At 66.1% G+C, this 12688-nt stretch carries 10 protein-coding genes; 6 read left to right on the forward strand and 4 right to left on the reverse strand.

The annotated features are described in order from the left end of the window. The first annotated feature begins 43 nt into the window (after positions 1-43). On the forward strand, positions 44-601 hold the full coding sequence (locus ACIQ7H_RS10915; RefSeq protein WP_395791309.1) for a lipocalin family protein: 558 nt from the start codon (positions 44-46) through the stop codon (positions 599-601). 186 nt (positions 602-787) lie between these two features. On the opposite strand, the gene ACIQ7H_RS10920 is transcribed toward ACIQ7H_RS10915, so the two are convergent. Both ACIQ7H_RS10920 and ACIQ7H_RS10925 read right to left on the reverse strand, forming a co-directional pair. Further along, a complete protein-coding gene (locus tag ACIQ7H_RS10920; protein WP_395791311.1) occupies positions 788-1054 on the reverse strand; it encodes a DksA/TraR family C4-type zinc finger protein in 267 nt (88 codons plus the stop codon). A gap of 358 nt (positions 1055-1412) precedes the next feature. Continuing rightward, the gene (locus tag ACIQ7H_RS10925) at positions 1413-1832 is read right to left on the reverse strand and encodes an Lrp/AsnC family transcriptional regulator (protein ID WP_395791313.1); all 420 of its coding nucleotides are present in this window, start codon (positions 1830-1832) and stop codon (positions 1413-1415) included. 123 nt (positions 1833-1955) lie between these two features. Between ACIQ7H_RS10925 and ACIQ7H_RS10930 the strand changes: the two genes are divergently transcribed. Together ACIQ7H_RS10930 and ACIQ7H_RS10935 are read left to right on the forward strand one after the other, a co-directional pair. Beyond that, positions 1956-3017: an ornithine cyclodeaminase gene (locus tag ACIQ7H_RS10930; protein ID WP_395791315.1), complete on the forward strand. Its 1062-nt coding sequence runs from the start codon at positions 1956-1958 to the stop codon at positions 3015-3017. A 258-nt stretch (positions 3018-3275) separates the two neighbouring features. Beyond that, a complete protein-coding gene (locus tag ACIQ7H_RS10935) occupies positions 3276-5423 on the forward strand; it encodes a tetratricopeptide repeat protein (protein WP_395791317.1) in 2148 nt (715 codons plus the stop codon). A gap of 145 nt (positions 5424-5568) precedes the next feature. Here ACIQ7H_RS10935 and ACIQ7H_RS10940 read toward each other — a convergent pair whose 3' ends face one another. Further along, positions 5569-6423: a DUF4105 domain-containing protein gene (locus tag ACIQ7H_RS10940; protein WP_395791319.1), complete on the reverse strand. Its 855-nt coding sequence runs from the start codon at positions 6421-6423 to the stop codon at positions 5569-5571. Positions 6424-6912: 489 nt separating this feature from the next. Between ACIQ7H_RS10940 and ACIQ7H_RS10945 the strand changes: the two genes are divergently transcribed. From ACIQ7H_RS10945 to ACIQ7H_RS10955, 3 genes are all read left to right on the forward strand, one after another. Further along, positions 6913-7812 (forward strand): hypothetical protein, encoded by a 900-nt coding sequence (locus ACIQ7H_RS10945; RefSeq protein ID WP_395791321.1) that lies wholly within the window; start codon positions 6913-6915, stop codon positions 7810-7812. Beyond that, positions 7809-10040 carry a hypothetical protein gene (locus ACIQ7H_RS10950; protein ID WP_395791323.1) on the forward strand — a complete coding sequence of 744 codons (2232 nt, stop codon included), beginning with the start codon at positions 7809-7811 and terminating at the stop codon, positions 10038-10040. Before ACIQ7H_RS10945 ends, ACIQ7H_RS10950 begins: the two co-directional genes overlap by 4 nt. Before the next feature lie 845 nt (positions 10041-10885). Continuing rightward, positions 10886-12034 (forward strand): phospholipase A, encoded by a 1149-nt coding sequence (locus tag ACIQ7H_RS10955; RefSeq protein ID WP_395791325.1) that lies wholly within the window; start codon positions 10886-10888, stop codon positions 12032-12034. Between the two features lie 377 nt (positions 12035-12411). Here the strand turns inward: ACIQ7H_RS10955 and ACIQ7H_RS10960 are convergent, their stop codons facing one another. After that, positions 12412-12576 (reverse strand): hypothetical protein, encoded by a 165-nt coding sequence (locus ACIQ7H_RS10960; RefSeq protein WP_395791327.1) that lies wholly within the window; start codon positions 12574-12576, stop codon positions 12412-12414. Positions 12577-12688: the final 112 nt, after the last annotated feature.

Below are 12688 nucleotides of genomic sequence, written 5' to 3' on the forward strand. Positions count from 1 at the left end.
CACGCGCGGATGCTGCAGGCCTGCCAGCTGCTGGACACCGCACATGACCGCACACCTGATGCTGCTGCTGACCCTCGCGGCAGTGGCGCCGGAGCAGCATCCGCCACTGCCACCGCTGCTGCCACGCGGCAGCATGAATCTTCCGGTGACGCAGATTTCGCTGGAGGACTACAGCGGGCGCTGGCATGAAATCGCCCGATTGCCGGTGTACTTCCAGCGCAAGTGCGTCAGCGAGATCAGCGCCGATTATCGCCTGCTCGACGATGGCAGCATCGAAGTCCGCAATCGCTGTCGCAACCGCAGCGGCGGCGTGGACGAAAGCGCCGGCAGTGCCCGCACCACCGAACGCATCGGCGCGCTGGAGGTGCGCTTCGCCCCGCGCTGGCTGAGCTGGTTCCCGATGGTGTGGGCCGACTACTGGGTAATTGATCTCGACCCGGGCTACCACTGGGCGGTGGTCGGCGGTCCGAGCCGCGAACAGCTGTGGATACTGGCGCGCGCGCCGCGGATCGCACCTGAGCTGTTGGCTCGGCTGCGTCAGCGCGCGGAAGCCCGTGGCTATGTGCTCGATGCGCTGCTGATATCGCAGCCCGAGCGCTGATCTGCGTGCGTTCAGCGTGCTGGCTTCACGCGCGGGCCGAGATCAAACTCGGAGCAGCACCGGCGAAGAAGTGCGCCGGGTTGCCGACGCGCCGGGCGAAATCCATCGATGTCCGCGCGCTACTTCGAGCGCAGCGCGCACAGCACACAGCTGACCCTCGGCCGCCAAAGCGGGTGACGTCCAGGTTCAACGCAGCTGACTGTCCTTGCTGCCCCGGCGGTTGTAGCCGGCGCCCTGCCCCTGTGCGCGATCGCGTTCGGATTGGCAGGCCACGCACAGGCGCACACCGGGCAGCGCCGCGCGCCGTGCCGGCGGAATCTCTGCGTCGCACTCTTCACAGTTCACCAAGCTCGGGCCCGAAGGCAATTGCGCCCGCGCCCGCTTTATGGCGTCCTTCACCGTGGCGTCGATCTGATCCTGCACCGCGCCGTCACCTGCCCAACCGGTGGCCATGGCCCTGTCTCACTCTGTTCGGGTGCCAAGCGTAGCAAGCGCCGTCGATGGGCTCAGCAGCAGGCGCCCGGCGCACGCACTGACGCCGACGATGCGGGTGTGCAATCGAGCATGCCCGAGTAGATTCGGGTATCGCCGATCAGCTGGGAATGTGGCGCGTAGCGGCTGCACGCCAGCATGTCGAAGCTGTTGCTGCAGATCCGCAGCAGGCGCCGGTTTTCGGATTGCGGCGCGACTGCAGGACCTCGACGAAGCGGTGACGGACTTGGGAATGCGTGCTGTTGGCGGGCTCGATGGCGCAGCGGCGGGAACGATCGCGTTCACTCGGGTGCGGATCGCGGCCGAGGCAAGGTCGGGCTCAGCCCCGGTAGCTCTGCAGGTGAATACTGGTTTCGGTGGCGCTGATGCCGGGCACCGCACGAATGCGCTCGAGTGTGGCCGATAGCTGGATGAGGTTGTCGACACGCAGCTCGGCGAGCAGATCCCAGCGCCCGTTGGTGTCGTGCAGCGCTGCGATGCCCGGTTCCCCCAGCAGAGTGCGGATGACCTTCTGTTGATTGCCCTCCACCGCGATGCTGGCCCAGGCGCGAATCTCGTCGCGGGCGGCGTCCGGGCGCAAACGCAGGGTGTAGCCACTGATGATGCCGTCGCGCTCAAGCCGGGCCATGCGGTTGGTGATGGTGCCGCGCGAGACCTTCAGCGCCAACGCCAGCTCGGCCACGGAAGCGCGAGCATCGGCGCGCAGTTTGGCGATGAGCCGCTGATCGAGATCGTCCATCTGCCCAGAATGACACTCAGGGTTGGCATTTGGATAGTGATCTGTCGTTCTGCTGTCGAAACTGCCGTTTCGGGCTGGCGCTTGAGTCCGGACAATGGCCGCTCGCACCCACCGGAGCCGCCCATGACCACTTTGCTTACCACCGCCGATGTCGCGCGCATGGTCGCCCGCCTCGGTTTGCCGACCCTGCTCGCTCGTATGGTCGACTACGTCGAGGCCGATTTCCGGCGCTGGGAGGAGTTCGAGAAGTGCGCCCGACTTGCCGCCCATTCCGAGGTCGGCGTGATCGAGCTGATGCCGGTCAGCAACGCGACGGACTACAGCTTCAAATACGTCAACGGCCACCCGAAGAACACCCTGCAGGGCCTGCCGACCGTGATGGCCTTCGGCGTGCTGGCCGAGGTCGACACCGGCGTGCCAACCCTGCTCAGCGAACTCACCTTGACCACGGCCATGCGCACTGCCGCCACCTCGGTGATGGCGGCCAAGGTTCTGGCACGGCCTGGCTCACGCTCGATGGCGCTGATCGGCAACGGCGCGCAAAGCGAATTCCAAGCGCTGGCCTTTTACCATCTGCTGGGCATCGATGAGATGCGACTGTTCGATGTCGATCCTGCTGCCACTGCCAAGCTGGTCGCGCATCTGCAGCCGTACACCAGCCTGCGCGTGATCGTCTGCAGCAGCACGGCCGAGGCCGTGCGCGGTGCCGATATCGTCACCACCGTCACCGCCGACAAGACCAATGCGACCATTCTGACGCCCGACATGATCGAGCCCGGCATGCACATCAACGGCGTCGGCGGCGACTGCCCGGGCAAAACCGAACTCCACGCCGAGGTGCTGAAGCGCGCTTCGGTCTTTGTCGAGTTCGAACCGCAGACCCGGATCGAGGGTGACCTGCAGCAGATGCCGCCCGAGTTCGGCGTCACTGAGCTCTGGCGCGTGCTGAATGGCGCCGCCAGCGGCCGGATCAGCGCGGGCGAAGTCACCGTGTTTGACTCGGTCGGGTTCGCGCTGGAGGACTATTCTGCGTTGCGCCTGCTGCGCGACTGCGCGGCGGAGCTGGGCCTCGGCCAGACCATCGGCCTGATTCCACAACTCGCCGACCCCAAGGACCTGTACGGCCACCTTATGCTGTCGAGCGCGGCGACTGTAACCGCGACTCCGGCGAGCAAGGCAGCCTGAACCCTACGCCAGCATGGAGTGGACTGTGCCTCATCGCCGGGACACTTCGAGCGACCGGCTCCTGCGGTTCTCCGCGCGCGGCGCAGGTCTGATCGCAAGGCCTGCCCTCGATCAACTGCGTTGAACCCTCGCGAGGCGGCCTCGCGCGGGTGTGCTGCGAGAACGGCCGGCCGCGCCTTGCGCCAAGAATCCAACTGCGCCGGGTCGTGGCAGCGGCTTTTCCGTTAGATTCTCACGCAAGTAATGAGGAGTCCGGACATGCTGCTGTTCCTGCAGATCGTTGCTGCGGTAGTGCTGGTGCTTTTGGTTCTGGCCGTGCTGGCCTGGTGGGGGTTCAAGCGCTGGCTGCGACGCAAGATCGGCCACTACGCGGCAAGCGCCGCGCTGGTTGACCCGCGCTACAGCGCACCGGCGCGGATCCATCTGCAGCTGGCTGAAACGGTCGAGACCGAACCCGATTTCGATCGACTCTGGGCGCAAGCCCAGGCGCTGGGCTTTCAACGTCTCGCTGAACTGGAGACCCGCGAGGGCGAACCTGCCTTGCTGCGTGTCGCTACCCACCCGGATTTGCCGTATGCACTGGCGCTGTCCCAGCACTCGGATGCCGTGCACTTCAGCCTGCTGGCGATCGACGACGGCCAGCGCCTGCGCGCGGTGAGCGACGGCCCCGGCGAATCGATCCACAGCGGCACCCTGCACTGGGATGTCGACGCCAGCACCTCGCTCGCGGACGCCTTCCAGCGTCTGCAACAGGCCTGCGCGGGACGCAGCCTGCGCAGCTTCGACCTGCGTCTGTTCCGGCTGGTGTTCGAGCGCGCCCACGCGCGTCGGCAGGACGCTTGGCTGGCGCGGCCGCCGCAGCGCGCCGAGGTTGCCCGCCGCGGCGCGCTGCAGACGCCGCCCAGCAACGAGCAGACCATCGACCAAGCCCTGCAGAACGAGCGCCAACTCTGGCAGCAGGCCGTCCGCACGGCGGTGCTCGATCACTACCGCCAGATCTCGCGCATCGACGCCGACAGCTGGGAGCGCATGGGCGACGATCTGCATGTCGTCCACGCCCAGATGAGCCGCGACGACATCGGCGAATTGCTGGTACACACCGACGCCGAAACCGCGCTGCTGCAGCAGTTGCACGCGCAGGGCCTGAGCGGCAGCGCACTGTACGAGGCGCTGGCCGAACGCCTGCCATCGGCTCGGCAGCGTCGACGTCTGTTCGAGGTGCGGCAGCCCCTGCACGCATGGATCTATGCGCGCGCCGAAGAGACCGCGCCGGCCGCTTCGGTCGCGCGCACTCACCTGTACTCCGCGACCCAGGCCGATGGCAGCAGCGTGGGTGGCAGCGTCCTGGCCCGCAACAGCGCCGAAGCCGTCCATCAGCTTGACGCGCTGGGCCTGCGCGATGCGCGCGTGGTCGGCGAGTCGATGCCGATGGGTGAGCTGCCGGACTTCATGCTCAACCCTGAGTTCGCCGCCATTGCCGCCCGCAGCGCGCGCGAGGGCATCGGCTTGGGCGTGGCGCGGGCACTGCTGGCGAACGCCCTGCTGTGGGCACCGCCGCTGCTGCTGAGCGCGTGGAGCCTGCTCGATGGCGCGCCCTTCAGCTGGGGCGACTACCTGGCATTCGCCTATCTGGCCGTGGCTGCAGTGGCGCTGCTGGTGCTGATCGGGCCGATGGTGCTTTACAACCAGCTGCTCAGCGCCCGACTGCACGGACGCAAGCGCACTGCGCGACTGTGTCTGGCGCTGTTGGGCAGACTCAATCTGATGGGCGGGCTGCGTCCGGACCAGCTGGCACTGGAACGCGCCAAGCTGATAGCCGAGGACGGCCAACTCGACGCCGCAGTGAGCTACTGGAACCGCGGCGCCGCCCAGCTCGAAGAGGCGCAGCTGCAGACCGGGCTGGCGCAGATCTTCGATGCCGCCGGCAGCATCGAGCAGGCCATCGCCGCTCAGCGTGCAGTGCTGAAACTGCTGCCCATCGACATGAGCCGGATCGATCTGGCGCTGACCCTGGCGAAGCACGCGCCGGACACCCATGAGGCCGAAGCTGTGCTGGCCGAGGTGGATTCGCGCGAGCTGTCCGAGCTCGCCCAGGGCGGGCTGCATTTTGCGCGGGGCCTGCTGGCCAGCCGCAGCGGCGATGCAGCGAGGGCTCTGGTGCACTTCAGCAAGGCCCAGCAGCAGCTCGCCCAGTTCCAGAGCAATCCGCTGGTGCTGGGGCTGATCGCGGAGATCAACGGCTATGCCGCACTCACGCTGAAGCAGAGTGGCGAAGCGGATCGCGCGCAGGCGCTGTGGCAGAACGTTCGGCCCCTGCTTGAAAAGCATGCATCGTGTCGTGCGTTGATTGCGCGCTACGAAGGTCGGCAAAACCAGTGGCGCGACGGCAGCGCGAGCAGCGGCTAGCGAATCCAGCCCTGCACTCCCAACCCTGCCGGTCCAGGCATGACCCACAGCGGCAGACGCATACGCGTTGACCCCTGCTGCGCTGATGCCTCGCGCGCTCCCACCAGTGCTGCAGTCGAGCCCGCGCACGCGGCCTCAGCGTCGGCTAGTGGCGCTCGGAACGCGCGCGAATTCCGGCAGAAAAGCTCTCGCTGTCCGCGTGCTCAAGCGCCAGATCATTGATGCGGTGTGCGGCGCGAAAATGCTCGCGCGACAGCGTGGTGTCGATCAGGCCGAGGTCGAACGCCAGTTCATCCGAATAGCCCGGCAACAGGGTCTTGTAGCTGAAGGGAATCCGGCCCGGCACGATCGCTTCAATGTGATTGACGATGTTGGTCGTGCAGGTGTTGCTGAGGGTGTTGTAGAACTCCGGTTGCGCCGCCACCGCATTCGCCCGTTCGAGCATCGACACCAACAGCGCGCGGCGGCCCGCGCGCGTGGTGTGGATGGGATACAGGAACACCTCATCGCGGCGGTGGTTGGCGCGCAGGCCGATCAGGTCGCGCTCGTCGCCGATGATGTAGGTCAGCTCGTACTGCCGCAGCAGGCCCTTGAGCGGCGAAAACGCCTCGCCCTGTTCCTTGCGAATCTCGACCGACACCGCCAGATAGCCGCCGTCGCTGAAACCGAAACTGAGCAGGGTGTGGGCCGGCCCGCGCCAGTCCGAGAATGGTTCGACCATGAACCACACCGACTCAAGCCGGCCGAGGTCGTAGCGGCGCTGCTCCCAGCGTACGTCGTAGTCGGTGGTCGACCGGTACAGCGCATTGCGCACATTGCTGATCTCCACTTGGTCGCCCTCGATCACCGCAGTGGCCAGCTCAGCCTGATCGGGCGACCAGTCGCGGTCGTTGGTGGGACGCAGCAGCGCAACCATGGTTCCCCACAGCAACAGGAGCACCAGCACACAGAGCAACATCGCGCGCGAGAGCCGGCGCAAACGGGAAAGTGGGTAGGCCATATTGTCGATGCTAAGCCATGCGCTGCGTTCTGATCGGGTTTCGACCGAGCAGGACGACGACCTCACTTCGAACGCTCGACCGGCCAGATGCACGGCGATGTCTGCGCTCCGCAGTCGCGAGAATCACCAGCCTCGCCGAACAGCGCAGCACCCTTGAAATGTGATGCATCGCCTGTTCTAGCCTGTCGGATCGGACAGGGTGAAACAGGCGCAGGCCGCGGGCACCATGCGATAGGTCGAGCGCGAGCTGTTGCAGGGCACTGCGGGCGCAAGGCTGATGGCCGGAAGATGCCGCCTGTCGCCGGAGCAGCAGAGCCCCTGCGGCAGCGGGGTACGCCCATTCGCGATCGCGGCTGACGAAGAGCGGCGACCTGACCGCAGCGGTTTCGCTGGCGGCCGGCACGGGGAAACGAACGGTGCACCGTGCGCGCGGCCACTGCCCAGCGACGGTGTTCTACAACAGCACGTCCATCCAGCGAGGCGCAGCGCATGTCGAGCACCCTGGTCACCCGTTGGGAAGAACTCCGCGAACTCACCGGCGGCGGCAAGCGGCACCGCGCCGCGGTGGACGAATGGCTGGCCACGCGCCCTGCCGTCCTGTACTGGGGCGATTCCTGGTTTTCCACACCGCTGTACCCGAACCTCGCCCGACACAGCGCCTGGCGCATTGATGGCTTGAGGATGATCGTGGGCAAACCGGGCGCTACCGCGGCGGATCTGCTGTCCGCGCGCAGCGTCGCCGCAATGATGGATCGCCTGCAGAACAACCCGTTTGACCTGCTGGCGGTAAGCGCCGGCGGCAATGATGCGCTGTCGGAACGGCTGCAGCAGGTGTTCGAGCCATGGATGACCTCCAAGCCGCCGAAACTTGAGCCCGAAGACGCCTTCCAACGCTTGGTCGACCACAAGCTGTTCGAGCGGCTGGCCAGCCGCTATCGCCATCTGCTGCAGCGGGTGCAGCTGGACGTGCTGCCCAAGCGCAAGCACTTCCGGGTGATTTCCCACACCTATGCGCCCTTGCTGCGCATCGGCCAGGCCGGCGATCTGAGCATCCCCAATATCGGCCTGATCGCCATTCTGAAGGACGACGTGGGCCCTTGGCTGTACGGCCCGATGAAGAAGGTGCTGAAGGATTCCGCCGCGGCTGGCGTGTTTGCTCGCCATCTCCTGGTCGATGGCTTCGGCACCTTGGTACTGGCCGCAATGCAGAGAGAATTCGCCGGTCTGTTCACGTACTCCGACCTCGCCGCGGTGCCCGAGCTGGCTGAACCCGCCGCCTGGTACGACGAGATCCACCCCACTGGCGAAGGCTTCGAGGCCTGCGCGCCACACCTCAATGCCGTTCTGCGGGTGGCCCTGCCGGCCGCCAAGCGCGCGGCGGTCGGATGAAAGCCGCCCTGGGCCAACTGTGGCGGTGGGTACTGCAGGTGTTCGACCTGCTGGTGCTGGCGCGAATTCCGATCCTGATGGTGGCCGCTGGTTTTGTTCTGGCGCTGTACGTCGCCCAGATCCGCGAGCTGTTCGACATCAGCCTGAGCCGCATCCTGTGGGCCGGCACCACGTTCGTATTCACGACCGGCCTGAGCCTGCTGGTGTGGTACTCCGCGCGCACCCTGTACTGCTTCGAATGGCCGCATTGGCAAACCTCGACCCGGGTTCAGACCTGGCTCGGCGCCCGTCTGCCAAGGCTGCTGGCGGCCGCCGGCCCAGTCATCATGGCTGCCGCTTATGGCCAAGCCGATGCGCCTGACGGCAGCCGCGCCAACTACGTGTGGATGGTCGCCTACCTCACCCTGGCCGCCGCGCTGTGGCTGTTCACCACCTACCGCCGTGCACTGGTGCATCGCTTCGTACCGGCCGCCGCGCGCGAACCAATGAATGTCGAGGCGGTGCCCCAGGTCGGCTTCTACCGGCGCTGGCACGACCTCGGCAAGACCCGCTACTTCCACTATCTGGGCATCTTCGCGCTGGTGGCCTCCTGGTTCATCGGCCTGTACTTTCCGCAGAGCATCGATGCCTTCGGTCCACTGGCCTTGATCCTCGGCGCGGCAGCGTTCACGGTCTGGGCCAGCACCTATCCGATCTACCTCGCGGCGCGTGCGCGTTTCCCGCTGCTGACCGGCATGTTGGTGTGGGCGGTGCTGATGACAGCACTCGGCTGGAACGACAACCACGCGGTCCGGGTCACCGCTCTGCAGCAGTCCAATCAAGACCCGCCCACGGGCCTGCACTATGACAATGACGGCCGCCCGTCGCTCGCCGAGTTCACCCGCCGCTGGTGGCGCGAACGTCGGGACGAATGCGACGGCGAGGTATGGCTGATCTCCAGCGAAGGCGGCGGCATCCGCGCCGCGATGTGGACAGTGCTCGTGCTGTCCGAGCTGCACGATAAAACCGGGGGTCGACTGTGGCGGTGCACACTCGCCACCAGCGGCGTGTCGGGTGGCAGTCTCGGCTTGGCCGTGTTCGCGGGCGCCTATCGCGATCTCGATGGGGAACTCGATCGCACCGCGATCGATCAACTGACGCGCCTGCTCGAAGCCGACTTCCTCGCCCCGGTGCTCGGCGCCATGTTCGGCGTCGATGCAGTGCAGCGCTTTCTGCCGTTCCGCGTTTTCACCGACCGCGGCGAAGCGCTGGAGAACGCGTGGCTGCGTGCCTATGCAAAGTACGTGTTGAACACCAGCGGTTTGGCGGCCGCAGGCTCCGACGACTACCTGCGCGGCTCACTCGCCGGACCGCTGGCCGACACCGCCTTCGCGACAGATCAGGCGAAAAGCCCGCTGCCCGCGCTGCTGCTGAACACCACGGTTGTCGACAGCGGCCTGCGCTTGATCCAGCACCCGTTCAGCACGCTTTACCGCGGTGATCTTGCAAACGCCTTTCCCGGTGTGATCGACGGTGCCGACTGGCTGCCACGCGAGCTGCCCACCTTCAGCGCTGCCCACAACAGCGCCCGCTTCACCTTCGTCAGCCCGGCCGGCACCGTTCAACGCCGCGCGGGCGAACCCGCGGATGGCGCACTCAACCGCATGGGCCAAGTGGTCGATGGCGGCTATTTCGAGAACAGCGCCACCACCACCGTGCAGGCCCTGATCGATCGCCTGCGCAGCGCCTCGATCGCACCCGATGCGAAGGTCCGCGTGATCCACATCAGCAATGACATCGGCGTGCCGGCATTTGCCGAGAACAGGTTCGATGCCTGCCCGCCGCAGGCGCCGGTCGGAGGCCCGACGTCCTCCGTTGTACCGCTGTACGGCGAAGCCCGCGCGCCTCTGATCGCCATTCTCGCCACCCGCGAAGCCCGCGGCGAATACGCGCGCCAAGCGTTGATGGATCAGATTCAAGCGGTGGACGGAGCGCTCTGGCACTACCGCCTGTGCGCCGGCAAACGCGTGCTGCCGCTCGGATGGACCCTGGGCGCCGACAGCACCGCGGAAATGCAGCGACAGCGGCGCGGAGACGGCAGAGATGCCGCAGCGAATCTCGCCGCGAGCACAGCGGAGGTGGTCAACGCCCTCGCCGCCAAGTCGCGCCGTGAGCAGCGGCGCAGTACGGAAGCCGATCCTCAGTCCGGCGAGTCTGTGCAGACGGCTGCGCCGGAGGCTCTGAACTGAGAAACGCGCACGACAATGCATGAGTGCAGGCAGCTCAGGTTGGCCACGCGAAATCGCGCTGTAGCCGGAACCGCAAATGCGTGCGCGTGTGCCGAGACCCTGCACGCCTGGGCGGTGCCCAGCGCAGCAAGAGCAAGGCCCGCAAGAGTGAGCAATCATGCGGGTGCTTTGGGGATCGGGGACCACGAGGCTCAGCGTGTAGACGACATCGGAACACACCCGCGCAAGACCGATCGATCACGTCCAACTGGTACGGCGCATACAGGCCAGCGACGCGAACGCATGCGCCAGCCGCTGGTCTCTGCGGGAGTCCACGAAAAGTGAGCGATGCAGGTCGCGCCGAACTCCCGAACCCGCAACCGGGCCGGACCCGATCCTGAGCCCTGCGCTGGGGACACGGAACACAAAGGGCGGTCTATAGAATCTGCCGCTGCCAGAGTCGCTTGACCTGGGGAGACCCGCTACCGCCTTCGGGGCTGCTCGGCTGCTGCTGCGCGAGTCAGGTCAGTTCGTTCGATTGCGCTTGGTGAGCAGATTCCGATCGACCTGATTCGGCTGCGTCTGGACTCGCCAGACCGCGCGTTCCCTGCCCCGTGCCAGGAACGCTCTGACGTTCACTGAAACCGCCAGCGCACTTCGGAAACATCTCCGGATCGTGGTCACCGCAGCTCCGCACACGGTTCTGGCGAACGGTACTGGCCAGTGCTTTCCCACCGGTCTGACGCATCCGCACTGACCCCGCGTCATCGGTGTGTTCAGGCGAGCACGCCGGTGGGCATGTTTTACGCACGGATGTCCGGCGGAACTGCCGTTATGCTGGCGCCTGTCGTTCTGAGAGCTCCCCCATGAAATCCCATCCGTCCTCGTTTGTCGCGACCCTGCGGCACGCGACCGTCGCTGCTGCATTGTCCTCCAGCCTTGCTCCGGCGATCGCCTTCGGACAGGACATGAACTCCGTCGAGCCGGCGACTCCCGCAGCCTGTGCGGCAGTCGAATCCGATCCGGCGCGTCTGCAGTGTTACGACCGCGCTGTCGGACGTGAACGCAGCGCCACCGCGATCGCGATCGCGAAAACCCAGGCTGAGGTAGACGCCTACGATGCGCTGGACGCATCGCTGCGCCCGAACAGCGTACGCAATGAGGCCGAAGATCGAGTGGCTTCCCGTCTTTCTGCCGGCGAGCTGAGCCCACTCGATCGCCGCTGGGAGCTCAGTTCCAACTCCAAACTGGGCACCTTCAACCTGCGCGCCTACCGGCCGGTCTATCTGTTGCCGGCCAGTTGGTCCAGCCGGCCCAACTCCCAGCCGACCAGCCCCAACCCGGATAACGCAACCAGCAGCCCGGTCGATCTGCGCTCGCTGGAGGCCAAGTTCCAGCTCAGTCTGAAGACCAAAGTGGCGCAGGACGTGCTGTTCGGCAAGGGTGATGTCTGGTTCGGCTATACGCAGAGCTCGCGCTGGCAGCTCTACAACAACGAAATCTCGCGTCCGTTCCGCGAGACCGTCTACGAGCCCGAGGCGCTGCTGGTGTTTGGCACGAATGCTGCGGCGTTCGGGTGGAACATGCGCATGCTCGGCCTAGGCGTCAACCATCAGTCCAACGGCCGCAGCCTGCCACTGTCGCGCAGTTGGAACCGCATCACCGCGCAGCTGGCATTCGAGCGCGAGAACTGGCTGCTGACCCTGCGTCCGTGGTGGCGGATCAGCGAAGACGTTCGTACCGATGACAATCCGGACATCGAAGACTACATGGGACGCGGCGACATCACCCTGGTTCATCGTCGCGGTGATCAGGAGTTTGCATTGCTGATGCGACACACCTTTCGCGGCGGTGAGGAATCACGCGCAGGCCTGCAGTTCGACTGGAGCTTTCCGCTGTCTCGAAGCCTGCGCGGGCACGTACAGGTGTTCGATGGCTACGGCGAGAGCATGATCGACTACAACCATCGCGCGACCTATGTCGGCCTGGGCATCTCGCTGTTCGAGTGGCTGTAGTCACGTTGGGTGCCGGGTCGGCGCTGGCGGGGCTGTCGAATTCGCTGCGGTAGCGATGCAAGGCGTCCGGATCGCGCCCGGCGGCGCGGCTCAGCAGCACCCTGTAGCTTTCGGGTGCACGCGGCATCAGTCGTCGCTGCTAGCTTGCGATCGCTTCAGCAGCAGGCCGCGTGCGGCCGGATTCGATGCTCTGGGAAACCTGTGCCATGCACGGGCTTGAGCCCCTCGCCGTTCGACTGGGCTGAGTTGGGGCGGGTGGGCGAAGTCGCGGCCAGAATTACCCCCCTCTCCGACGCAGAGAGCGGGCAGCTCAGCGCCGCGTGCGCCGGACGTTTGAAGATCTGCCTGTTTCGAGGCGCGGCTTGCGCATGACGCCCTCAGCGCTGCACGTTCTCCAGCTTCACCGCCCTGCCCTCCAGCCGCGGATCCGCCCCGCCAACCAAGCCGTCCGGGGTGACTTGAATCAGGTGCGTGCCGCTATACAGATCCGCCTCGACCACGTTCCAGCCGAGCTGCCGCAGGGCCGAAGCGGAACGCGTCAACCCCTTTGAGACAGCCTGTTCACCAGATAGCTGTCATTCGTTCTCCTGAGTGGCGGATTCGCTCATGCTTGCGATCTCGTTGCTTCCGAGTTCACTGGGCAGGGTCACGATG

Source organism: Aquimonas sp., assembly GCF_044377145.1.
In the GTDB taxonomy this organism is placed as follows: domain Bacteria; phylum Pseudomonadota; class Gammaproteobacteria; order Xanthomonadales; family Xanthomonadaceae; genus Aquimonas.

Excerpts from the sequence above, each read along its gene's own strand:
- ACIQ7H_RS10925 (WP_395791313.1), bottom strand. The coding sequence starts at position 1,832 with ATGGACGATCTCGATCAGCGGCTCATCGCCAAACTGCGCGCCGATGCT.
- ACIQ7H_RS10915 (WP_395791309.1), top strand. The coding sequence starts at position 44 with ATGACCGCACACCTGATGCTGCTGCTGACCCTCGCGGCAGTGGCGCCG.
- ACIQ7H_RS10955 (WP_395791325.1), top strand. The coding sequence starts at position 10,886 with ATGAAATCCCATCCGTCCTCGTTTGTCGCGACCCTGCGGCACGCGACC.
- ACIQ7H_RS10940 (WP_395791319.1), bottom strand. The coding sequence starts at position 6,423 with ATGGCCTACCCACTTTCCCGTTTGCGCCGGCTCTCGCGCGCGATGTTG.
- ACIQ7H_RS10930 (WP_395791315.1), top strand. The coding sequence starts at position 1,956 with ATGACCACTTTGCTTACCACCGCCGATGTCGCGCGCATGGTCGCCCGC.
- ACIQ7H_RS10950 (WP_395791323.1), top strand. The coding sequence starts at position 7,809 with ATGAAAGCCGCCCTGGGCCAACTGTGGCGGTGGGTACTGCAGGTGTTC.
- ACIQ7H_RS10920 (WP_395791311.1), bottom strand. The coding sequence starts at position 1,054 with ATGGCCACCGGTTGGGCAGGTGACGGCGCGGTGCAGGATCAGATCGAC.
- ACIQ7H_RS10935 (WP_395791317.1), top strand. The coding sequence starts at position 3,276 with ATGCTGCTGTTCCTGCAGATCGTTGCTGCGGTAGTGCTGGTGCTTTTG.
- ACIQ7H_RS10945 (WP_395791321.1), top strand. The coding sequence starts at position 6,913 with ATGTCGAGCACCCTGGTCACCCGTTGGGAAGAACTCCGCGAACTCACC.